Here is a 22,190-nt window from a genome sequence, read left to right on the forward strand (position 1 = left end):
CGTGTTCGGCAATGGCGTGGGGAGAATACTCCGGCACCCGGGCCAGGGTGATGCCCAGGGCGCGGGCGGCGTCCAGATCAATCTGGTTGTACCCGGCGCAGCGCATGGCAATGAGTTTTACGCCCTGCTTTGCCAGAATCTCCAACACGTCCGCGCCCAACTGGTCGTTGACGAAACAACAGACGGCGGTGCAGTCCTGGGCGAGAAGCGCGCTGGCGGCGTTGAGCGCGGCTTCGTGAAACACCAGCTCGTGGCGCCCCTGATTGGCACTGGTCAGAAACGCTTTGTCGTAAGGTTTGCTGCTGAATACGGCAACTTTCATTGTTTCTCCGCTTGGGCAATATGTTGGCTGGCCCGGATGATGGAATCCGGGTTGAGGGAAATGGAATCAATGCCGCATTCCACCAGAAACGCGGCAAAATCGGGATGGTCGGACGGAGCCTGGCCGCAGATGCCGACCTTGCGATGGTGTTCGTGAGCGACCCGAATGACCTGGGCGATCAGTCGTTTGACGGCCTCGTCCCGGGCATCGAACAGCGGACGCAGGGCTTGTGAATCCCGATCGATGCCGAGCACCAGTTGGGTCAGATCGTTGCTGCCGATAGAGAAGCCGTCGAACCGCTGGGCAAACTGCTCGGCGAGAATGACGTTCGAGGGAATCTCACACATCACGTAAACCTGAAGGCCGTTCTCGCCGCGTTTGAGCCCGGCGTCGGCCATCACCGCCAGCACCTGATCCGCCTCGGCCGGTGTGCGGCAGAAGGGAATCATGGCGATGATATTGTCAAAGCCCATGACCTCCCGGGCGCGCTTCAATGCCTGGCACTCAAGCTGAAAGGCTTCCCGGTAGCGCTCGTGATAGTAGCGCGAGGCGCCGCGCAACCCGAGCATGGGGTTGTCCTCTTCCAGTTCGAAGTCTTCACCACCAATCAGCCCCCGGTATTCGTTCGACTTGAGGTCTGAAAAACGCACGATGGCCGGGTGGGGGTAACAGGAGGCGGCAATTTTGCCAATGCCGGTGGCCAACTGATCGACAAAGTACTCACTCGGGGTGGCGTAGCGCTGAGTCAAGGCGGCGATGGTGTCCAGGGTTTCAATCGGGGTGACCCGCTCCGGGTGCAAAAGGGCCATGGGGTGAACACCAATCTGGCTGGAGATGATGAACTCGATCCGGGCCAGGCCGATTCCCCGGGTCGGCAGCTGCCACCAGTACAGCGCGCCGTCGGGCATGGCGACATTGATCATCAGGTCGGTGCGGGTGGGAACCACTTCGTCCACCCGAATCTGCTTTACCTCAAAGGCCAGCTTACCTTCGTACACCTTGCCCTGGGCGCCTTGGGAACAGTCCAACGTGACCTCCGCTCCTTCGGTCAGACGCTCCGTGGCGTTCCCGGTACCGACGATGGCGGGCACCTTCAGCTCCCGGCTGACAATGGCGGCATGACTGGTGGCACCGCCGCTGTTGGTAATGACCCCCGCCGCGCGGCGCATGATCGGTACCCAGTCCGGGTCGGTCCGGTCGGTGACCAGAATGGCGCCTTTCGGGAACTGCTCGCTCTGGTCGTGTCGGTCCAGCTTGCACACCGGGCCGGCGGCGATGGCGCTGCCGACACTGGCGCCTTCCACCAGCACAGAGCCCTGCTCCTTCAGTTTATAACTGGAGAAGACCGCGCGGTCTTTTTGTGACTCGATGGTTTCCGGGCGCGCCTGGACAATATAAAGCTTTCCGGTATCACCGTCCCGCGCCCATTCGATATCCATGGCGCGCTGGTAGTGCTGTTCGATCTGCATTCCCCAGCGGGCCAGGGTGAGAATGTCCTCATCGTTCAACACCAGACGCTGGCGTTCGGATTCGGTGGTGGCAACCGTGCGCGTGGTTTTGCCGGGTTCGTCGGCCGAGTCGGCATAGAGCATCTTCTCCGCTTTACTGCCGCAGGTGCGCTCTATGATGGGCTGAAATTCACGTTCCAGCAGCGGCTTGTACACCATAAACCGGTCCGGGTTGACGCTGCCCTTGACCACCGACTCCCCCAGCCCCCAGGCGCCGTTGATCAGCACCACGTCGGGGAAGCCGCTTTCGGTATCCAGGGTAAACAGGACGCCGGCGCAGCCGAGGTCCGAGCGCACCATCTGCTGCACACCCACCGAAAGCGCCACCTGCTCGTGGGCAAAGCCGTGCTGCTCCCGATAGGCGATGGCGCGGTCGGTGTACAGGGAGGCCAGACAGGCCCGGCTGCTTTCCAATAACCCATCCAGCCCCCGGACGTTGAGAAAGCTTTCCTGCTGACCGGCGAAACTGGCTTCCGGCAGGTCCTCGGCCGTGGCGGAGCTGCGCACGGCGACCGGGGCTTCGGGCTGTTGCAGTCGGTCGCAGAGCTGTCGATAGGCGTCCTCAATGGCACTTCGTTGCCCGGTGGTGAACTCCCCGCCGAGAATCAGTGCCCGAATGGCTGCCCCGGTATCGGCCAGACTTTGCTGCTCATGTTTCAGCGCCGCCAGTTGTTCGGCGATCCGCCCGGTCAGTTGGTTCGCCTCGATGAAATCCCGGTACACCTGGGCGGTAATGGCAAACCCCGGGGGAATGGGGACGCCGGCGGACTGAAGCGACCGGGTCATCTCGCCCAGGCTGGCGTTCTTGCCGCCAACCCGGCCAATGTCCTCCAGGGTAATCTGCTCAAACCATAGGATAGATTCTGTGTGGGGCATGGCTCACCTCCTGGCCTGGGGTGTTCCGGAAAGGTCTCTGTTAACAGTCTAGTCGCTGTGGGTGGGCTGGGCCTTGCGCCAGATCAGAAATCGGGCCGACAGGCGTTGTGGAGTTTGATATAGTTGTTGTGACTCTTAGTGGCCTGTCTGGCGGCCTGTCTGGCGGCCTGTCAGGATGCCTGGCCCGCCGGCCGCTCCGGCGCCACTCAACATGATAAAACCAGGGTATGACTGTTATGAAACCTGTTTTGATACTTGCTGCGGCGGTACTGTTGTCCGCCTGCCAGCAATCTCCCTACCAGAGCCAGAATGACGTGAAACCCACCGCCGACACGCTCAAGGCGGCCTATGCCGACGCCTTCAAAGTGGGCGTGGCGATCAATTCGGGAATCGCGGCTGGCGATGCCCCCCAGTCCGCGGAGATCGTGTTGAACCACTTCAATACCGTGACCCTGGAAAACGCCATGAAGGCCGAGGAGATCAACCCGGAGCCCGGTGTGTACCGCTTTGGGCCCGCCGATGCGTTTGTTGAATTCGGGCGGGAAAACGACCTGTTTACCGTGGGCCACACCCTGGTCTGGCACAACCAGACACCGGCCTGGTTCTTTCACAATGAAGACGGCGATCCCAACACCTCCGAGCAGCAGAAAGAGCGGATGCGTCAGCACATCGAGGTGGTTGCCGGGCGTTATGCCGGCAAGGTGCACGCCTGGGATGTGGTCAATGAAGTGATTGCGGACGACGGCTCCTATCGTCCCACCACCTGGGTCAACAGTATTGGCAGTGGCGATGAGCTGGTGAAATTGGCCTTTCAGTACGCCAGTGAGTACGCACCGGATACCGAGCTCTATTACAACGACTTCAATGCCTGGCGTCCGGCCAAGCGCGACGGTATTGTGCGTATGGTAAAAATGTTGCAGGACGCCGGTATTCGCATTGACGGCGTCGGCATCCAGGCACACTGGGGCTTGAATTACCCGAAAATGGAATACATCGAGCAGGCCATTGATGCCTACGCCGAGCTGGGTGTGAAAGTGATGATTACCGAGATGGACATCGATGTGCTGCCGCTCACTCGTGAGGGCCAGATCATCGGTACCGGCATGCTTCATCCACAATATCAGAATGAAGAATTTGTGGAGTACCTGAACCCCTACGCGGACGGCTTGCCGGATGATGTACAGCAGCAACTGACCGAGCGTTGGCGGGAACTGTTCGAGCTGCTTTATCGCAAGCGGGATAAAATCGACCGGGTTACGCTCTGGGGTGTGACCGATGATATGTCCTGGAAAAACGGCTATCCCATCGAGAATCGCATCAACTACCCCTTGCTGTTCAACCGGGATTATTCGCCCAAGCCGGCGGTGGATACGCTGCTGAGGGTGCCAACCAACGCCGAGTAGCACTCAGTACGACGAGTACAAAAAAGCCCGCGCCAATAGCGCGGGCTTTTTTGTTGGCGCAAGGGTTTTACGCGCTCTGCTTGATGGCAATTTTCGCCACATGCTCACCCTGATAGCGGGCGATGGTCAGCTCGTTTTCGGTCGGTTGGCGGCTGCCATCGGCACCGGCCAGGGTGCTGGCGCCGTAGGGCGTGCCGCCGCTGACTTCGTCCATATTGGTCAGTGCGGGTACGGCATAAGGTACACCCACAATGATCATGCCGTGGTGCAACAGGGTGGTGTGGAACGAGGTGATGGTGGTTTCCTGACCGCCGTGCTGGCTGGCAGTGGAGGTAAATACACTGCCCACTTTTCCGACCAGTTTGCCTTGCGCCCAGAGTCCGCCGGTCTGATCCAGGAAGTTGCGCATCTGACCACACATGTTGCCAAAGCGCGTGGGGGTGCCGAAGATGATGGCATCGTACTGATCGAGCTCTTCCGGACTGGCCACTGGCGCATCCTGGTCGAGCTTGGCGCCGGCATTGCGGGCCACATCCTCAGGCATGGTTTCCGGCACACGTTTCAGGGTGACTTCCACACCATCCACCTGCCTGGCTCCCTCGGCGATGGCGTGAGCCAGGGTTTCGATGTGGCCATACATGCTGTAGTAAAGAACAAGAACCTTGGACATCAAACAGACTCCTTTTCGGGTAAGTTAAAGTGGTAGATACGACGCTAACAGGCGAGCGGATGGTTTGTCTTGTTGCGGGGCGGACGGCGCTTACCAATCTTTACGTAAGCCATGCGGGGACGCCGATAGGCCACTTTGGCGCCTGATGCTGCATCTTTGGGCGCTTTGCGCTAGTATCCGGATATGACCGACTTTCACGCTGCTCTGGACCAACAGGCGCTGCTGCAGTTCTTTGAGGCGCTCTGGCATCATGCTCGCGATCCCTTCTGGATTGCGAAGGTGCTTGATGACGACTTTGAAATCGTCAACGCCAATGAGGCGGCCCGAGCTCTGGAGCCCAGACAGGTGCCCGGCGCCCGATTCCGGGACTTGCTGGCCGGTTGGGAGGGCGCCGAGGAAATCATTGAAGGCTACCGGCGCTGTGTGGCCCTGGGCAGCACCGTGGTGACGGAGCAGAAGCCGGTGCTCGACGGCCGTCAGCGGTTGTTTGAGACCATTCTGGTTCCGATGCGCGATGATCGCGGGGTGGTGACCCATATCTGGGGCACGTCCAAGGAGCTTACCCGCTTTGTGGAAACCGAGCGTGAGCTCAAAGAACTGAATGAACAGCTGGAAGAGAAAATCGAGCGGCGCACCGCAGAGCTGCGACAGGCAATGCGGGAGTTGCAGGCGCTTTCACTCACCGACCCCCTGACCGGGCTGGCCAATCGCCGTCGCTTTGATGAGGTGGTGGTCAGCGAACTGGCGCGGATCAAGCGCACCGGCGGCGTGCTGTCGTTGTTGATGGTCGATATCGATCACTTCAAGGAGTACAACGATCGTTATGGTCATCTGGCGGGTGACAAATGCCTGGTGGCCGTGGCCGATGCCATCCGAAGTGCCAGTCACCGTACGATGGATCTGGGGGTTCGCTATGGGGGCGATGAGTTTCTGGTGTTGCTTCCCGAAACCGACAGTGCCGGCGCTCGACGTGTTGCGGAGCGTATTTTGGCGTCCATGCAGGCTTCGGGGATCCCGCACGAACACACCGCTACTGACGGGGTGGTGACACTGAGTGTCGGGGTGGTGACTTCGGACCTGATCAGTGTTGATACCCCGGACGATCTTATCGTGGCCGCCGACGACTGCCTGTACCGGGCCAAGGACCGGGGACGCAACCAGTGGGTCGCCAGTTCGTAGGCAGACCACTGGTGTGCCCGGGCACCGCCTTATTTGCGCTTGAAGATCAACAGCCCGACCGCAACCCCGAGCGCCAGGGTTGCACCGGTGACCGTCCAGGGGTGCGTCCGGGCGTAGTCACCAGCCTGATGCAGGTTTTCCTTGGTGTACTGCGCCAGGCGATTGCCTTTTTCGTCAACCACACCTTTGGCTTTGTGGACGCGCTCCTCCAGCGCCTGGCGGGCGCGGGCCAGTTCTTCCCCCTGCAGCGATGCGCTGTTCTTGAGCATGGCTTCCATATCACCCACAAATGACTTGAATTCATCGGTGAGTTCGGCCGAGCGTTCAGACAGGTGTTCCATCGCGCTGGGGTTGGATTTCTTCCGGGCCTGGCCCGGGATCAAGTCTCGAACTTGCATAACCTACTCCTTAGTAAAACGGTGAATACTCGTCAGCTAAAGGACTCTCGCAAGCCTTTTCGCAAACCAGTGTAGGCTTATGAGCGCCCAATTGAAACGCTTGGCGCTCACTTCATCGTACGGCGTCGGGGCCGGATTGGATGACCGCCTGAAAGCGTTTCAGGCGCAGGGCATTACCCAGCACAAACACGCTCGACAATGCCATGGCGCCCGCCGCGAACACCGGCGACAGCAGCAGACCGAAGGCCGGGTAGAGCAGACCGGCGGCCACCGGAATCAGCGCCGTGTTGTAGGCAAAAGCCCAGAACAGGTTCTGCTTGATGTTGCGCAGGGCGGCGCGGGAGACGGCGATGGCGTTGGCCGCTCCGACCAGATCGCCTTTGACCAGCACCACATCGGCGCTTTCGATGGCGACGTCGGTCCCCGTGCCCATGGCGATACCGATATCGGCTTGTGCGAGAGCGGGGGCGTCGTTGATGCCGTCGCCCACAAAGGCCACCTTCAGGCCCTCGTCCTGCAACTTTTTCAGCGCCTCGACCTTGCCGTCGGGCAGGACATCGGCCACCACTTCATCAATTTTGAGCTGATCGGCGATGGCCCGGGCGGTGTGCTGGTTGTCGCCGGTCATCATCACCACTTTGAAGCCTTCCCGGTGCAGAAAGTCGATGGCCGCCGGCGTTGTGTCTTTTACGGTGTCGGCTACGGCGAGCAGGGCGGCCGGCTTGCGGTCCACCAACAGATACAGCGGGGTTTTTCCGTCGCTGGCCAGGGTGTCGGCCTCGGCTTCAAACGGATTGTCGCCCTGGCTGTACTCCTGCAGAAGCCGCAGCGCGCCGATGGCGACCTCGCGCCCCTCGATGGTGGCCTTCACACCATAGCCGGTCAATGAGTCGAACCCGGTGGCCTCCGGAAGCGTCAGGTCTTCCTGCTCCGCCGCGTCGAGTATCGCCTCGGCGATGGGGTGTTCGGAGCGTTTTTCCAGTGCCGCGGCCCAGGTGAGCAACTGCGAGCGCTCGAAACCCTCGGCGGGAATCAGGTCGGTCAGTTCCGGTTGGCCCCGGGTCAGGGTGCCGGTTTTGTCAAAGGCAATGGCGTCCATATCCCGCAGTGCCTGCAGGGCTTCGCCGTGGCGAAACAGGATGCCCATTTCTGCCGCCCGGCCGGTGGCCACCATGATGGAGGTGGGCGTAGCCAGTCCCATGGCGCAAGGGCAGGCGATGATCAGCACCGCCACCGCGTTGACCAGCGCAAAGGTCAGGGCCGGTTCGGGGCCGAATATCAGCCAGACCACCAGGGTCACCAGGGCTGCGGCCATCACTGCGGGCACAAACCAGAGGGTGATTTTATTGACCAGGGTCTGGATCGGCAGCTTCGAGCCCTGGGCGCTTTCGACCATATGAATGATCTGGGCCAGCAGGGTGTCCTCCCCGGTTTTGGTGACCTTGAAGGAGAAACTGCCGGTTTTATTGAGGGTGCCGCCCACCACTGTATCCCCGGTGGACTTTTCCACGGGAATGGCTTCGCCGGTGAGCATGGATTCGTCCACATAGGAGTGACCGTCAACCAGCTCACCGTCGAGGGGAATTTTCTCACCGGGGCGGACCACAATGGTCTCCCCAAGCTGAATCTCTTCCGGCGCCACCTCGACCTCTTGCCCGTCGCGCAGCACCCGCGCGCTTTTGGCCTGCAGGCTCACCAGGCGGCTGATGGCCTGGTTGGTGCGGCCCTTGGCGCGGGCCTCCATAAACCGGCCGAGCAGAATCAGGGTGACGATGACCGCCGAGGCCTCGTAATAGACGTTGACCGCATTGTCAGGCAGTACCTCGGGCACAAAGGTGGCCACCACCGAGTAGCCCCAGGCAGCGGTGGTGCCCAGGGCCACCAGTGAATTCATATCCGGCGCCAGCCGTGCCAGAGCTGGCACACCGAGCCGGAAAAAGCGCAGGCCGGGTCCGAACAGCACCAGGGTGGCCAGGGTGAACTGGATCAACCAGTTGGCCTGCTGACCGATACTGTCGTTGATGGCGTGGTGCAATGCCGGAAAGAGGTGGCCGCCCATTTCCATCACAAACACCGGCAGCGTCAACGCCGCCGCAAACCACAGAGAGCGTTTGAGACGCCGGGCCTCCTGGGCCCGCTCTTCCGCCAACTGATCGGTCTGGTCGGAGCGTGCGGGTTCGGCCTGGTAGCCGGCCTGGCGTACGGCGTCGATCAACGTATCGGCCTTGGCGCTGCCCTTCACCTGAGCGGTTTCCGTGGCCAGGTTGACGTTGGCTTCGGTGACGCCTTCCACGGCATTGAGGGCTTTTTCAACCCGGCCGACGCAGGATGCACAGCTCATCCCGCTGATGTGCAGATCAATTTCATTCGAGGATGTCATAAACGCCTCCGTAGTAGGGAATAGGGCCACTCTAAACCTTCCAATCACTGGAAAGTCAAGGGGCGACTATTCGGTGCTATACTTTTTCTGGCTGTTCCTCCAAAAAGGATGGAGATCCTCCATGAGGCGTATTGTGCTGACGGTTTTGCTGGTGTGCATCAGTTGTGCGGCCAGCGGGACCACGTTGGTGGCGGCGGTAGCCGAAAAGGACTACCCGCCGTTCTATTATTTTGACGATCAGACCAGCCAGTGGCGGGGCATTTCCGTCGATGTGTGCGAACGGGTGGCCCAGCAGTTGGGGTATAAGCTCGAGTACCGGCGCTATCCGTTCAGCCGGCTGTTGCAGCATGTCGGTGACGGACGGGCCGATATTGCCTGCACCCTGTTCAACACCTCCAAGCGCGCCCCGGGCGTCACCTTCACCTCCATTCCCCACGCCTTTGAAACCGTATCGGTGTTTCGCCGCGCCGGGGATGAGCCTCTGGATTCGTCCGATATCAACTGGTTGCGCGAGTTTCAGCTCGGGGGAATTCGCGCTTACTACTATGGCGAGGCGCTTGAAGACGATACCGCGTTCAAAAAGCTGCGGGTCAATGATGAGGAGCAGTTGATCAAAGTGCTGCTCGGTGGCCGGGTGGACTATGCCCTGGGCAACAAGCCGGCCATTGAACTGCACGCCGAGCGGCTGGGGGTGCGGAATCAGATCGAGTTCATGGAGCCGCCGGTATTCCGGGGCCCCATTTACATCGCCATTTCACGTCAACGCGAGGATGCCCATAAACTGGCCGCTGACTTTTCCCGGGCCGTGCAGCGCTTTCGGGACACCGACGAGTACGTTTACCTGCTGGCGCGCTACGGCATCGACCCATTGCAGTTTTGATGGGTTTAGCGAATCCGCGAGTAGTCGGTGGGCTTCATGAAAGTGGAGTCGATGTGTTTGACCAGTGGTCCATTCTCTCGGGACTTCTGGTAAACCGCCTGCCACTCGGGGTCGTTGGAAAACGCCTTCCAGCTTGCCTCGGCCGCTTCCCGGCTTTCGTGCACCAGGATATAGGTCAGGGTGTTGTCGGCCAGGGCTTCATCGGTGGGTGTCCAGTAGGCGATGTTCCTCATGCCGTGTTTTTCGAACAACCAGCGGGTGTGGTTTTCGAAGCGGGCATGTAAGTCGGGCAGTTTGCCTTCATGGGTGGTGTAGGTCCGCAGCTCGAACACTCGCTCGGAGTCGGCCAGTGTCGGGGCGCTGGCCGCGGTCGCCAGAGTGATCAGGGACAGGGTGCGCAAGAAAGCTTTCATGGTTATTACCTCAAAAAAAATCGGGCAGTCTTCTAGAGGATAACTAGGCTGCCCGGAATGGGTGTGTCGACCATAACCGGGTGAGCTTACAGCTCGCCGGCCTGAATCTGTTTGTGAGCATAGTCTACGGCACGGGCGGTCAGCGCCATGTAGGTGATGCTCGGGTTCTGGGTGCCGGAGCTGGTCATGCAGGAACCGTCGGTCACAAACACATTGGGGACATCGTGCATCTGGTTCCATTTATTGAGCACGCTGGTTTCCGGGTCGTGGCCCATGCGCGCGGTGCCCATTTCATGGATGCAGGCGCCGGGCGCGGTGGCGCTGTTGTACCAGGTGATGCCGGTACAGCCCGCCGCTTCGAGCATTTGCACCGCGCTTTTCACGCCGTCCTGGCGCAGCTTCATTTCATTGTCCCGCAGTTGGGCATCAAAGGTGATCAGCGGCATACCGTATTGATCGGTCTTGCTGTGATCCAGGTACATCCGGTTTTCATGGTAGGGCAACATCTCGCCGAAACAGGTCATGCGGATGGTCCAGGTGCCGGGTTTGAACACCGCCTCTTTCAGGGATGAGCCGACCGCGCCCACCGGAATATTTTCAGCCCGTTGTGCCGAGCCCTGATAACTGAAACCGCGCACATAATCTTCCCGCCGGGTTTCTTCATCCAGGTTGGTAAAACGCGGAATATAAAAACCGCCCGGTTTGCGACCGGAGTAGTATTCGTTCTCCAGTGCGGGCAGAACGCCGGCGGCGCCCATGCCGTAGTGGTGATCCATGATGTTGTGGCCCAGCTCGCCGCTGCGGTTGCCCAGACCATTGGGGAAGGCGTCGGAGCGGCTGTTGAGCAGGATGGCGGTGGTGCCCACGGTGCTGGCGTTGCAGAAAATGATCCGTGCGGAAATTTCCAGCTCTTCTTTGCTCTGGGCGTCGATCAGGCGCACGCCGGTGGCGCGCCCGGAGTCGGCATCGTACACAATTTCCTTGACGATACTGTGTGGGCGAATGGTCAGGTTGCCGGTCGCTTCGGCCACCGGCAGGGTGGCGGACTGGCTGCTGAAGTAAGCGCCGAAGGGGCAGCCGCGCCAGCAGCGATCCCGGGACATACACTGGCCGCGCTTGCCGAGGTGAACGTCCGGGTTGTACTCGGACAGGTTTGCTACCCGGCCTGGAGTCACCACCCGGAACGGATATTTCTGGGCGACGGTTTCGCGCAGGTGCTGCTCAGCGCAGTTGAGCGGGAAGGGTTTGAGGAATTTGCCATCGGGTACCTGCTTCAGGCCCTCGGCCTGACCGGCGATGCCGACGAAGGGTTCCACATAATCGTACCAGGGCTCGATGTCCTTGTAGCGAATCGGCCAGTCGATGGCGATGCCTTCTTTTTTGTTGGCCTCAAAGTCAATGTCGCTCCAGCGATAGCAATGACGGCCCCACATGATCGAGCGACCCCCGACGTGATGCCCGCGAATCCAGTCAAAACGCTGGTCTTCCTGATAAGGGTATTCGTCGTCTTTGTTGATCCAGTGCTTGTTGGCCTGGGTGACCCACCAGTTGAGACGGTTCTGCTTGGGGTAGTGCTCGGCAATTTCGTCCCGGGGCACCTTGTCGCGGTGGGGCAGGTCCCACACATCGTCGTGGGCGGTGGGGTATTCGCCGTGTTGCACATCGCGGCCCCGTTCCAGGACCAGTGTTTTGTAGCCTTTTTTGCACAGCTCCATGGCGGCGTAACCGCCGCTGATGCCGGAGCCAATCACAATTGCGTCGAATTCAGTCGTTGCCATGATCAGATTGCCCACTTCTTGTTATCAACGTCGTCCACCGAGATACAGGGTTTGTACTCGCCGGGGATGGGAAGGTAGTTCAGGTACTGCTCGCCAATGGTTTCGCTGGTGAGGTAATAGATCACCACCTGTTGCTTCAGCATCACCATGCCATCGCGGGCGCTGGCCTGAGTGGCGTCCGTGCTGGTTTCCAGTTGGCTGAGCAGTGCTTCGCGTTCGCCCTGGCTCTGGCTGGCAAAGTTGGCCTGGGTGAGGGCGGCCTCCAGGTCGGTCCAGAGTCGTTGGAACTGCTCCACGTACCCCTGTTCGAGCACCTTGCCGAGCATGGTGTCCAGCGTTTGCGGTACCCCGACGTCGCTGGCCGAGGGGCTGTCGGTGCGCGGCAGCAGGGTGTCGGCGATTTCGGTGATCAGGCCGAACGCCTTGGGGCTGAAAAAGTGAAGCAGCTGGCCGTCGGCCGGTGTGGGGGTGGGGGCGGCATCCCCCGGAGGCGTTTCGGAGCAGCCGGTCAGTACCGCCGAGGCCAGCGGTGCGGCCACGGAGGTGCCGGTCAGCCAGGCGGTGTAACGTAAGATTTCTCGTCTGTTCATGCGTGTTTTCATGATCGGAAACCGAGTTTGGGTGAGTGAACTGCGGCAATCGGTTTGGGTTGCTACAGGGCGATTGTTATTGATGTTATGCGCTGGGCACTGGGGCCGGTGGCCCGGGTGCAGGAACCTGTCCCTGAGGAGTGGCGCTTAAATCACTAATTGTTGTGTGGACTATAATGTAAGCAAGTTGCCTCGAGGGCGCAAGCTTTGAGGGGCAATTTCCTTTTTGGGCTCCCGGGTTGATTCAGGTCAATACGGGGTGCCCGGCCTGTGTCTATGCTGGCTGTCAGAACCACTGCAGTGCCACGGCAGAAGCTCGGGGGTGCGTGTGAAGATAGTCTTTCTCGGCGGTACGGAAACGGTGACCGGCTCCAAGTTCCTGCTGGAGACCGGTCGAACCCGGGTGTTGATCGACTGTGGCCTGTTTCAGGGCTACAAGTGGTTGCGTCGGCGCAACTGGCAAAGCCTGCCGGTGGATCTGAACACCCTGGACGCGGTGCTCCTGACCCACGCGCACCTGGACCACTCCGGCTACATTCCGCGGCTGTATCAGCAGGGGTATCGCGGGCCGGTGTACACCCACGCGGCCACCCGGGCGCTGTGCGGCATTCTGCTGCCCGATAGCGGGCACATTCAGGAAGAAGACGCCCGGTTTTTCTCCCGTCACAAGCTGAGCAAGCACGATCATCCCGAGCCCCTGTACGACCAGCGCACCGCTGAAGACAGCCTGAAGCTTTTTGAACCCGTGCATTTCAATCAGTCACTGCAGCTCGGGGACCTGTCCATCACTTTCCAGCCCGCCGGGCATATTCTCGGGGCGGCCAGCATCATCGTGGAGGCGGAAGGTAAACGGGTCGGGTTTTCCGGCGATGTGGGGCGGCCCCACGATATTCTGATGTACCCCCCGAAACCCCTCCCGGCGCTGGACCTGCTGTTGCTTGAATCCACCTATGGTGATCGTCCGCACCCGGACAGCGACCCCTGGAATCAGCTGGCAGACATCGTCAACGCCACGGTCAATCGCGGCGGGGTGCTGATGATTCCCAGCTTTGCCGTGGGGCGGGCCCAGTTGCTGCAGCATATGCTGGCCAGGCTGATGGATGAGCGACGCATCCCCACGCTGCCGGTGTTCCTCGACAGCCCGATGGCCATCGACGTGTCCGCCATTTACCACCAGTACGCTGACCAGCACCGGTTGAGCGATGCCGACTGTGCCCGTATGGCGGAGCTGGTGACTTACACTCACAGTGTTGATGAGTCCAAGGCGCTGGCCGACCTGTCGTACCCGCATATCATCATCGCCGGCAGTGGCATGATGAGCGGCGGTCGCATTCTGCATCACATGAAGCGGCTGCTGCCGAATCACCGCAACACGCTCATGTTGAGCGGCCACCAGGCGGGTGGTACCCGCGGAGCACATCTGATTGCGGGGGGAGAAACGGTCAAGATTCACGGCGCCTATATCCCGCGAAAAGCACAGTTGGCGGTTCTGACCGGACTGTCTGGTCACGCGGATTATCGTGAGCTAGGGCAGTGGCTTAAAGATTCCGGGCTCAAGTCGAAAACGCCCATCCAGTTGATTCACGGTGAGCCGGAAGCGGCCGACTGCCTGCGTCTGTACTTGCAGGATCACGGGGATTACGAGGTTGATGTGGCCGAGTACCGGTCGATCCTCACTGTCTGATGAACGTCGCTGGAACAAACCGGGTTACCGACGCGTAAACGTGCCGGTTTTTACGCTCAAGGGGGGATTACGTGCGTCATCCGAAGGGTTTCAGTCACGTGGCTGTCTGGGTGCTGGCGCTGCTGCCGGGCGTGCTGGCGCTGCCGTTTCTCTGGCCAAGTCTGGATCAGCCTCGGGAAGTTCTGAATGCCCTGGGGCGTATTACCGGCATTTGGGGCCTCTCCCTGTTACTGATGGCCGCCGCCCTGTGTTGCCGTGTGCCTGGCTTTGACCGCCCCTTCGGTGGCCTGACTAAACTGTGGCAGTTGCATCATCGCCTTGGCGCCATCGCATTTCTGTTATTGCTGGCCCATCCGCTGCTGTTGTCGTTTGCCGCGGCAGGTATTTCCCTGGACGCGGCGGTCAGTACGCTGTTTTCTTCGCAGCCGGCCTCGGTCTGGGGTTGGGTGGCGCTGCTGGCGTTGATGGCGTTCATGGCGCCGAGCTTCGGCTTTTTTGGCGAACCCGAATACCAACGCTGGAAGTGGCTGCATCGCTTGAGTGGGGTCACTGTCATTCTGGCGTTGTTGCACACGGGGTTGTTGAGCAGGACCTTGCCCGGATGGTTGGCCTGGGTGTTGTGGTCGACGTTGGCCCTGCTCGCGATTTCCGCACTGAGCTACCGGTGGCTTTACGCACGCTGGCGAGGCCGGAGTTCCTATCGGGTGACCAGAGTCACTCACCCTGCGCGGGATGTGGTGGAGCTGACGCTGGCCCCAGAGCGGCAGCGGTTGAGTTATCGATCCGGGCAGTTCATCTATTTGACGCCGGATCGGGTTGGTCATATCGGGCACCGGGAAGAGCATCCCTACACCCTTTCCTCTGCTCCGGATGAGCCGGATCTGCGGGTGGCGATCAAGGATTTGGGGGATGCCAGTCACGCGATGTTGACCGTTCCCGAGGGAACCCGTCTTTGGGTGGAGGGACCCTACGGCGATTTTTTTGCGTCGAATCCCGCACGGCCCGAGCTGTGGGTCGCGGGGGGAATTGGCATCACTCCCTTTCTCGGGCGGGTACGTGAGGCGGTGCGAGTGGGGCGGCCGCTGCAGGTTCATCTGATCGATTGTGTACAGGACGAGACGCGGTTCCTGTTTGCCGACGAGCTGAAGGGCGCGTTCGAGGGCTGGCCCGACAGCCAACTGACGGTGCACTATTTTTATCGGGAGGGGCCGCTGAATCAGGCCTTCATCAAGCGGGTCTGTCCGGATGTGGCCGACCGGGCGGTGTATGTCTGTGGCCCGTTGCCGCTGCTGGAACGGGCCCGGGAGGCGCTGAGCGCCTGCGGTGTGCCCGCCGGGCGCCTGGTAACCGAAGAATTTGTTTTGCTTTGAACATCTGATCGGGAGGTAACCCATGAAAAAAACCGCCTTTGCGGCGTTTGTCGCATTCTGGTCTTCGGTCGTGACCTTGCTGGTGACCTGGACGCTGGTGCCGGCGGTAACGCTGGCCGAAGAGGAGCCGACCTTTACCCTGGAGGAGGTCGCCAGGCACGACCGGCTGGAGGACTGCTGGATGGCGATCCGGGGTGAGGTGTATGACCTGACCGACTACCTGCCACACCACCCGGCGCCACCGGCGGTGATTCTGCCCTGGTGCGGGCGCGAAGCCACCGAGGGCATGACCACCAAAGGCTATGGTCGGGACCACAGCCCTGCCGCCTGGGGTCAGCTCGAACGCTACCGGATCGGGGTTCTTGAGTCGGCCGCGGATACCTCAACCGGTCAGTGACCGGACGGGAGGCGTCGCTCGTGCTTGCCACGGCTTTCGGGGCTTGCGAAGATAGCGCTAATTGAGGGATGGTTTGAGCGACAACAGCGCCCTCCCGGTAGAGATTGAGGTAACCAGAGGCATGGTGTGTCCCAGGTAAATGCAAGCGAGCAGCTCAACCGGCTGAAGGCCATCATCGAGGGTACCCGAGCTGGCACCTGGGAGTGGAATGCCCACACCGGTGAGCAACGGATCAACGAACGCTGGGCGGAGATGCTCGGTTACAGCTCCCGGGAGCTGGAGCCCATCAGCATCGCCATCTGGCACCGTCTCTGTCATCCCGACGACCTGGCCCGTTCCAACGAAGCCTTCCAGCGCCACTTCGATGGTGAAACCCCCTACTACGAATGCATTGTGCGACTCCGACACAAGGAGGGGCACTGGGTCTGGATTCACGACCGGGGTCGCCTGATGTCCCGCACGGCGGAGGGCGATCCCGAGTGGGTGGTGGGTACCCACATCGACATCAGTCAGCAGCACATCAATGCCCAATTACTCAACAAGTTGGCCGAGACCATCCCCGGGGTCATCTATATTTTCCGGATGTACGCCGATGGACGGGTGGAGTTTCCCTACGTCAGTGAGGGGGTACGGGAATTTTACGGTCGGGAGCCCGACGCTATTTTGCAGGACGCTTCGCTGGTGTTTGACCTGGTGCATCCGGAGGACGCGCAGCGTCTCCAGCAATCCATTCTGGAAAGCTACCGGGCCTTGGGGCAATGGACCTGCGAATACCGGGTGGTGCTGAATGGCCGGGAAATCTGGCTGGAGGGCATTGCCACCCCGGAGCGGGAGTGGCTGGATCAGGAGGTGGTGACCTGGTATGGCATGGTGGTGGACATCAGTCATCGCAAGGCGCTCGAAGCCCGGCTGCTGGAGTTGTCGGTCACCGATGAGTTGACCGGCCTGTATAACCGGCGCTTTCTGTTGCAGCGATTGGCGGAGTTACTGGACGATTATCGACGTCATGAAGTGGTGTTTTCTCTGGTACAGGTGGACCTGGACTGGTTCAAGTCCATCAACGATACCTATGGTCATCTGATGGGCGATGAGGTGCTCAAAGCCTTTGCGGCGACTCTCAAAAACCGTCTGCGCAAAGGGGATATCTCCGGGCGTTCCGGGGGAGAGGAGTTCCTGATTCTGCTGCCCCACACCGACACCAAAGAGGCGCTGGAGCTGATTGATGATATTCGGGCGGTGTTTGCCGGAACCGAATTTTTCAACGATGAGCTGCGGACATTCAATGCGAGCTTCAGCGCGGGTATTACCCAGGTGCAAGCCGAGGATGAACGTTTTGATCAGTTGCTGTCACGGGCGGACAAGGCACTCTATAAAGCCAAGGATGCAGGGCGTAATCGCGTCCACATAGAACCGGATCGCCACTGTTCCAAAGGGGGGAAGCGCACGCGCTGAACAATGGGTCAATTACTGTTTAAACTGAATCAGGTGCCTGACGACGAGGCACAGGAGGTTCGTCAGCTTCTGGCGGATCACGACTTTGCCACCTATGAAACCCACGCCGGTTTTTGGGGGTTGGGGGTGTCCGCGATCTGGCTGACCCACCCGGAGCAGCTGCCCGAAGCCAAGGCCCTGCTGGCGGACTATCAGGCTCGCCGCCTGGATCAGCAGCGGGCGCTGAGAGAGGAGCGGGAGGCCGCCGGGGAGCAACCAACGCTCTGGCAAAGAGCGGTCGCTGCCCCCCTGCGATTTACCGCTCTGGTCATTGCCATCGGGGTCATCCTGACCCTGTCCATCCTGCCTTTCGTGGCGCTGATCGGTCAGTAGGCTGCGGCGCCACTGGATTGTCCTGCCTCTGTTTTTTGTTCTGGCTACATATTGATCCAGCTATTGAGTGCCTGCAATTTGAAGGACTGGCCTTTGAATGTCAGCACCACCCCGTCTTCTTCAATTCGCTCGATGCGCAGGTCCGGCGCTATCCGGTCACCGGCGCGATACTCGCGCTGATTGATGGTCACGGTACTGCCTTGCCCGTCCCGGTATTGGTGGGATTGATAATTCAACGACGGAATGTCCTGTTGCAGGCTCCAGGACAGGTCCCGAATCCCCGGAACAGAAGGCCTCGGTGTGGCGGCCGGTTGTGGCTCTGGTTCGGCTTCCTGGCGAGATGAAGACGGCTCCGCCGGTGTGTCACTGAGCGTGACACTGGCGCTGTCGCGCGGCGGAGCGAGGCGCTCGGTGGCCGCCTCCGATGGGGTCACCTCGGGGCGGGTCGGTTCTGGCGCCTGGGCTCGGCGGTACAGCGAGGCAATGGACTCGTCCGACGGCTCGGGACGAGCGGGGGCCTGGTAGAGACGTTCAACTCCCGGGCGTCGGGGCTCGGTCTCGGCGACGCTCGCCTCCGCTGTACTTTCAGGAACAGGGGCACTTGCCGTTGCTTCCACTGGGGAAATGGGGTCAGGCGGCTCAGCGCTTCTGAATAGCCAGTACGCCAGCAGTCCGGCGGCGGCCAATCCCGCAATGGCCACAGAGAGCCCCCATTTGTGCCAGGCTCCCGCTCGCCGGACCGCGGCGGGCGTTGCCAGCGCGGAGGCTGGGGGCAGCGCTTGCGCCGGTGTTTCGTCCCGGCGCCGCTCCCGGTCGGCCCGTTGCAGGGCGTCCAGAATCATCGACATCAGGGCGCCTCCGCAATGGGCAGTAATCCCGGGTCCAGCCCCAGTCGTCGTGCCAGTTGGTTCAGGGTGTTTTCCCCGAACAGCCCGTCCGGGGTCAGCCCCTCGGCGCGCTGAAAAATCTCTACCCGTGCCTGCAGGGGCTGGTTATAGCGATCCCGGCTCAGGGGCTCCGCTTCACTGTCCAGTTCGGCAAACTGCTCGGCCAGCCAGCGGACGGCGGGACCTCGTTCGCCGGGGCTGAGGCCACCGTCAAAACCGGCCGGGCGGAACCAGAAATGGTGAAACTCACCGGTCCAGAGTTGCGCGACATCGGCCCAGTCAACCGTCTGCGGACGACCTTCCAGCCAGGTCAATGCCTGTTGGTCATTGAGACCCAACAGCGGGATGTAAGCGAGTTTGCGCTCCGGGGTGATCAGGGTCAGCACACCGGGGCGGTCCAGTTCGATCAACTCGTTCCAGGTGGTGAGCATACGTCGTCCACAGGCATGGCCCGGCTCGGGGCTCTCGGTGCAGGGGCTGCCGGTGGTGGGCACACTCAGACTGAAGTGGTCGGCCAGGTGGCGAAGGGCATCATCCAGTTTTCGGGGCCAGGGCCGCTCCGGTAGCGCCGGGGGATCTGTGTTCGGCATCGCCTCGGAATCGGTGTCGACCGATCCGGTCGCGTCCGGGGCGGTTATGTTTGTGGGCGGCACTTCCGATGCAACGGACGGTGAGGCGGCGCTGAGTTTCGGGACGGTCGGTTCCGGCTCCGGTGTCGCTTGCCAGGGCAGCTCGTTGCCGAGGCCGCCAAACAGCAGCGCGCCCAATGTGATACCCGCAAACCCCGCGATGGCACTGGCCAACCACGCTGGCCGTGCCCGCTTTGGTGTCGGCGCTGCTGTTGTACTGGGTCGGTCCGAGGCGGGCTCCCCGGTGATTTCCCGCCGCGCCTGGCGAAACAGCTCCCGGTCGATGACGTTGCGGTTCTGCCCGTAGGCGCCCAGCAACATGCGCTCGCAAATGATATTGATCAGGCGGGGAATGCCGCCGCTGAAGCGGTGCACTTCCGTCTGAATGTCCTCGGGAATCAGGGTGCTGCCGCTGGCCAGGCCCGCCACCTGCAGGCGGTGCTGAATGTAAGCGGCGGTTTCTTCCCGGCTCAGTGGGTTCAGGTGGAAGCGCGCGGTGATGCGTTGAGCGAGCTGGCGCAGGGAGGGCTGAGCGAGCAGATCACACAGTTCCGGCTGGCCCACCAGAATGATGTTGAGCAGTTTCTCGGTGTGGGTTTCCAGGTTGGTCAACAGCCGGATCTGCTCCAGCGCCTCGGCACTGAGAGACTGGGCCTCGTCGATCAGCAGTACGGTTTTACGCCCGCGCCCATGGTTGTCCAGCAGCCGATCATAGAGCGCATCGGTCAGGGTTTTGACGCTGGTGTCGTCGTCCGAGATATAGCGGGCTCCGAGCTCATCGCAGATGGTGCTCAGTAACTCGGGCACGGAGGCCATGGGGTTCAGAATCAGGGCGATGTCGGTGTCGCTCGGAAGCTGTTCCAGAAGGCAGCGGATGATGGTGGTTTTGCCGGTGCCCACTTCGCCGGTCAGTTGCACAAAACCGCCGCCGCGCAGGCCAAACAACAGGTGCGCGAGGGCCTCCCGGTGCTGCTGACTCATATAGAGGTAGCGCGGGTTGACGGCGATGGCGAAGGCCGGCTCCTGAAGGCCGAAAAACGGGTGGTACATGGCGATCCTTGGTCCCGGTGTCAGACCGCCAGAATAGCCGGAAACTCGGGTCGGTTAAAGCCTCCTCTCCGGCTCGGTCTGACTCGGGCGTGACAATTCTCTGCATCACAAAGGTGCGCCGAAGGGGGCGCTGACGCAAGCCTTGCACCGAATTGGTGCAAATTGAAAAGTTTGGCGCCTTATTCGCCGTCTTTCGATTGGCCTGTTTCCTGCTACGGCTTGGGGTATCAACCCGAAAATTGGAATGACTCAATGAGTTTAAGAAGTACTCGTATGAATCTCTCCGGCGCTGAACGGCGCTGGCTGAACTGGTTTGGCGCTACCGGCAAAGTGCGCATGGGCTGGTCCTGCTGGCTCAACCGCAATCGCTATGCACTGATGGAGCAGGCTTTTGAGAGCGTCGCCCAGACGCGAATCACCATTCTCAATCAGTGGGTGGACGGTCAGTGGGAGCAGATGGTTTCCCTGGCGGCCAGCGTAGAGCAGGATCCAGCCCGCTGGGATACGTTATTGCCACAGCAGCTTCAGCGCTGGGTGGATGCATCGGAGCTGTTTGTCGTGGACGACACCGGCAAAGTGCTGGCCTCCAGCTATCGCGCCAGAGTCGGTGCACGTGACCTGGATGCCCGGGCCCTGGAGGAGGGATTGAAAGGGGCGTTTCTGCATGGGCCCTATGTGGATCGGGCCACGTTGGATATTGGTCCCTCTTCGTCGCGCTTTCACGACGAGGTGACCCTGATGTTTTACCAGCCCGTGGAACTGGCGGACGGAGCGATTGGCTGTGTCTGTGCCCGGGTTCCCAATGACGTACTCGGCGATCTGATTCAACGGGAAGCGGGGCATATTTTCACCGAGTCCGGTGACAATTATCTGTTTATGGTGGAGCCGGGTTTTGATCGGCGCATCGTTGCGGGGACGGCCCTGTCACGGTCCCGCTTTGAGGACAGCACTTTCTCCCATGGCGAAAATCTCAAAAGCGGTATTCACACCGATTGGGGCGTGGTGGGGGTCAAGCGGCACACCGAATTCGAGATCCGCTTTACCGACCCGGCCACCGGCCAGTTGCATCCCGGCGTACGCGAAACCATCCGCAACGGCGAGAACCTGTTTGTCACCTATCCGGGCTATTCGGATTACCGCCACATTCCGGTAATCGGTAAAGGGGTAACCTTTACTCTTAAAGGTTCCAAAGACCGCTGGGGCATGATGTGCGAGGGTGACCTGGAGGAGGTGTATCGCTTTCGTTCCATAACCTATCGGTTCATGGGGTTACTGCTGTTGCCTCTGCTACTGGTGTTCGGCGGCAATATGGCACTGCACGCCTGGAGCGACTGGCCCTTGTGGACCATCAACCTCGCGACCGCTGGAGCATTGGCCGTGGGCGCCTGGAGTTTTCTGATGCGTGGGCCCCGACGCCTGGCCCGACGACTCGGAAAGATGACCGAGATCATTCACGCTCTGGGCGAGGGCGGTGGCAACCTCAAACAACGCCTGGATACCCGCAAACTGGTGGCGGATGAAACCGGTGATCTGGGGCGTTGGACCAACAGCTTTATCGACAATCTGGATGGCATTATTGGCTCGGTGATCCGCTCGGCTAACGAGGTCAAGCAGAACAGTGAGCAGATGCTTCAGCGCAATGACAGCGCCAATGCCACCATGACTCAGGTGACCGCCGCCATGGAGCAGATGCTGAGCCTGTTGGAAGAGCAGATCGGTGAAATCAGCAACGCCTCCGGCACCGCCACCGAAATGAAACAGGTCATGGAAACCGTGGTGCGAGAGGCCCGGGCCCAGTTTGAGTCCGCCAGTTCCGGTACCCAGGCGATTCGCAATGCCGTGGAGAATTCCGCGCGCACCATTCATCAGTTGAACGAACGGACGCGGGAAATCGGAGGCATGGTTTCTCTGATCAGCAATATCACCAGTCAGACCAACCTGTTGGCGCTGAA

The 22,190-nt window shown here is 60.8% G+C and carries 18 protein-coding genes and 1 pseudogene; 9 read left to right on the top strand and 10 right to left on the bottom strand.

The annotated features are described in order from the left end of the window. Positions 1–322, bottom strand: a pseudogene (locus B3187_RS13350) (2-hydroxyacid dehydrogenase); the annotation flags it as partial. Then, complete coding sequence (gene ppsA, locus B3187_RS13355) at positions 319–2,706, bottom strand: phosphoenolpyruvate synthase (RefSeq protein WP_286806969.1); 2,388 nt, start codon at positions 2,704–2,706, stop codon at positions 319–321. The pseudogene B3187_RS13350 and the gene ppsA, both read right to left, overlap by 4 nt. 236 nt (positions 2,707–2,942) lie before the next feature. Here ppsA and B3187_RS13360 point away from each other — a divergent pair, with 236 nt between their 5' ends. After that, the gene (locus B3187_RS13360; RefSeq protein WP_286806970.1) at positions 2,943–4,109 is read left to right on the top strand and encodes an endo-1,4-beta-xylanase; all 1,167 of its coding nucleotides are present in this window, start codon (positions 2,943–2,945) and stop codon (positions 4,107–4,109) included. A gap of 67 nt (positions 4,110–4,176) precedes the next feature. Here the strand turns inward: B3187_RS13360 and wrbA are convergent, their stop codons facing one another. Further along, positions 4,177–4,779: an NAD(P)H:quinone oxidoreductase gene (wrbA, locus tag B3187_RS13365; protein WP_024460728.1), complete on the bottom strand. Its 603-nt coding sequence runs from the start codon at positions 4,777–4,779 to the stop codon at positions 4,177–4,179. Between the two features lie 183 nt (positions 4,780–4,962). On the opposite strand from wrbA, the gene B3187_RS13370 reads away from it, so the two are divergent. Continuing rightward, a complete protein-coding gene (locus B3187_RS13370; protein WP_286806971.1) occupies positions 4,963–5,958 on the top strand; it encodes a GGDEF domain-containing protein in 996 nt (331 codons plus the stop codon). A 29-nt stretch (positions 5,959–5,987) separates the two neighbouring features. On the opposite strand, the gene B3187_RS13375 is transcribed toward B3187_RS13370, so the two are convergent. Both B3187_RS13375 and B3187_RS13380 read right to left on the bottom strand, forming a co-directional pair. Then, a complete protein-coding gene (locus tag B3187_RS13375) occupies positions 5,988–6,356 on the bottom strand; it encodes a DUF883 family protein (RefSeq protein WP_024460726.1) in 369 nt (122 codons plus the stop codon). Between the two features lie 112 nt (positions 6,357–6,468). Further along, entirely contained in the window at positions 6,469–8,736 is a 2,268-nt protein-coding gene (locus tag B3187_RS13380; protein ID WP_286806972.1) for a heavy metal translocating P-type ATPase, read from the bottom strand. A 121-nt stretch (positions 8,737–8,857) separates the two neighbouring features. Between B3187_RS13380 and B3187_RS13385 the strand changes: the two genes are divergently transcribed. Next, positions 8,858–9,616 (top strand): substrate-binding periplasmic protein, encoded by a 759-nt coding sequence (locus tag B3187_RS13385; protein WP_286806973.1) that lies wholly within the window; start codon positions 8,858–8,860, stop codon positions 9,614–9,616. Between the two features lie 5 nt (positions 9,617–9,621). On the opposite strand, the gene B3187_RS13390 is transcribed toward B3187_RS13385, so the two are convergent. From B3187_RS13390 to B3187_RS13400, 3 genes are all read right to left on the bottom strand, one after another. Then, positions 9,622–10,029: an NIPSNAP family protein gene (locus B3187_RS13390; protein WP_286806974.1), complete on the bottom strand. Its 408-nt coding sequence runs from the start codon at positions 10,027–10,029 to the stop codon at positions 9,622–9,624. 86 nt (positions 10,030–10,115) lie between these two features. Next, the gene (locus tag B3187_RS13395; protein ID WP_286806975.1) at positions 10,116–11,807 is read right to left on the bottom strand and encodes a GMC oxidoreductase; all 1,692 of its coding nucleotides are present in this window, start codon (positions 11,805–11,807) and stop codon (positions 10,116–10,118) included. A gap of 2 nt (positions 11,808–11,809) precedes the next feature. Continuing rightward, on the bottom strand, positions 11,810–12,397 hold the full coding sequence (locus tag B3187_RS13400; protein ID WP_286806977.1) for a gluconate 2-dehydrogenase subunit 3 family protein: 588 nt from the start codon (positions 12,395–12,397) through the stop codon (positions 11,810–11,812). A gap of 328 nt (positions 12,398–12,725) precedes the next feature. On the opposite strand from B3187_RS13400, the gene B3187_RS13405 reads away from it, so the two are divergent. The 5 genes from B3187_RS13405 (at position 12,726) to B3187_RS13425 (ending at position 17,672) form a co-directional block, all read left to right on the top strand. Continuing rightward, positions 12,726–14,081: an MBL fold metallo-hydrolase gene (locus tag B3187_RS13405; RefSeq protein WP_286806978.1), complete on the top strand. Its 1,356-nt coding sequence runs from the start codon at positions 12,726–12,728 to the stop codon at positions 14,079–14,081. A 71-nt stretch (positions 14,082–14,152) separates the two neighbouring features. Then, entirely contained in the window at positions 14,153–15,451 is a 1,299-nt protein-coding gene (locus tag B3187_RS13410) for a ferredoxin reductase family protein (protein ID WP_286806979.1), read from the top strand. A 22-nt stretch (positions 15,452–15,473) separates the two neighbouring features. Next, positions 15,474–15,848 carry a cytochrome b5 domain-containing protein gene (locus B3187_RS13415; RefSeq protein ID WP_123637814.1) on the top strand — a complete coding sequence of 125 codons (375 nt, stop codon included), beginning with the start codon at positions 15,474–15,476 and terminating at the stop codon, positions 15,846–15,848. A 126-nt stretch (positions 15,849–15,974) separates the two neighbouring features. After that, positions 15,975–17,300 (top strand): sensor domain-containing diguanylate cyclase, encoded by a 1,326-nt coding sequence (locus B3187_RS13420; RefSeq protein ID WP_286806980.1) that lies wholly within the window; start codon positions 15,975–15,977, stop codon positions 17,298–17,300. A 3-nt stretch (positions 17,301–17,303) separates the two neighbouring features. Next, complete coding sequence (locus B3187_RS13425) at positions 17,304–17,672, top strand: DUF6164 family protein (protein WP_286806981.1); 369 nt, start codon at positions 17,304–17,306, stop codon at positions 17,670–17,672. A gap of 44 nt (positions 17,673–17,716) precedes the next feature. Here the strand turns inward: B3187_RS13425 and B3187_RS13430 are convergent, their stop codons facing one another. Further along, positions 17,717–18,520: a general secretion pathway protein GspB gene (locus tag B3187_RS13430; protein WP_286806982.1), complete on the bottom strand. Its 804-nt coding sequence runs from the start codon at positions 18,518–18,520 to the stop codon at positions 17,717–17,719. Further along, positions 18,520–20,238 carry an ExeA family protein gene (locus B3187_RS13435; RefSeq protein WP_123637810.1) on the bottom strand — a complete coding sequence of 573 codons (1,719 nt, stop codon included), beginning with the start codon at positions 20,236–20,238 and terminating at the stop codon, positions 18,520–18,522. Before B3187_RS13435 ends, B3187_RS13430 begins: the two co-directional genes overlap by 1 nt. A gap of 252 nt (positions 20,239–20,490) precedes the next feature. Between B3187_RS13435 and B3187_RS13440 the strand changes: the two genes are divergently transcribed. After that, positions 20,491–22,190: methyl-accepting chemotaxis protein (locus B3187_RS13440; RefSeq protein WP_286806983.1), on the top strand; the 1,700-nt coding region annotated here is incomplete at its 3' end.

The sequence above is a fragment of the Marinimicrobium sp. UBA4209 genome, assembly GCF_002381585.1.
GTDB lineage: Bacteria > Pseudomonadota > Gammaproteobacteria > Pseudomonadales > Cellvibrionaceae > Marinimicrobium > Marinimicrobium koreense.

What these genes read in the sequence shown, in the direction of transcription:
- B3187_RS13390 (WP_286806974.1), bottom strand. Translation starts at nt 10,029, where the DNA reads ATGAAAGCTTTCTTGCGCACCCTGTCCCTGATCACTCTGGCGACCGCG.
- B3187_RS13385 (WP_286806973.1), top strand. Translation starts at nt 8,858, where the DNA reads ATGAGGCGTATTGTGCTGACGGTTTTGCTGGTGTGCATCAGTTGTGCG.
- B3187_RS13380 (WP_286806972.1), bottom strand. Translation starts at nt 8,736, where the DNA reads ATGACATCCTCGAATGAAATTGATCTGCACATCAGCGGGATGAGCTGT.
- wrbA (WP_024460728.1), bottom strand. Translation starts at nt 4,779, where the DNA reads ATGTCCAAGGTTCTTGTTCTTTACTACAGCATGTATGGCCACATCGAA.
- B3187_RS13435 (WP_123637810.1), bottom strand. Translation starts at nt 20,238, where the DNA reads ATGTACCACCCGTTTTTCGGCCTTCAGGAGCCGGCCTTCGCCATCGCC.
- B3187_RS13430 (WP_286806982.1), bottom strand. Translation starts at nt 18,520, where the DNA reads ATGTCGATGATTCTGGACGCCCTGCAACGGGCCGACCGGGAGCGGCGC.
- B3187_RS13375 (WP_024460726.1), bottom strand. Translation starts at nt 6,356, where the DNA reads ATGCAAGTTCGAGACTTGATCCCGGGCCAGGCCCGGAAGAAATCCAAC.
- B3187_RS13415 (WP_123637814.1), top strand. Translation starts at nt 15,474, where the DNA reads ATGAAAAAAACCGCCTTTGCGGCGTTTGTCGCATTCTGGTCTTCGGTC.
- B3187_RS13425 (WP_286806981.1), top strand. Translation starts at nt 17,304, where the DNA reads ATGGGTCAATTACTGTTTAAACTGAATCAGGTGCCTGACGACGAGGCA.
- B3187_RS13370 (WP_286806971.1), top strand. Translation starts at nt 4,963, where the DNA reads ATGACCGACTTTCACGCTGCTCTGGACCAACAGGCGCTGCTGCAGTTC.
- B3187_RS13400 (WP_286806977.1), bottom strand. Translation starts at nt 12,397, where the DNA reads ATGAACAGACGAGAAATCTTACGTTACACCGCCTGGCTGACCGGCACC.
- B3187_RS13395 (WP_286806975.1), bottom strand. Translation starts at nt 11,807, where the DNA reads ATGGCAACGACTGAATTCGACGCAATTGTGATTGGCTCCGGCATCAGC.
- ppsA (WP_286806969.1), bottom strand. Translation starts at nt 2,706, where the DNA reads ATGCCCCACACAGAATCTATCCTATGGTTTGAGCAGATTACCCTGGAG.
- B3187_RS13360 (WP_286806970.1), top strand. Translation starts at nt 2,943, where the DNA reads ATGAAACCTGTTTTGATACTTGCTGCGGCGGTACTGTTGTCCGCCTGC.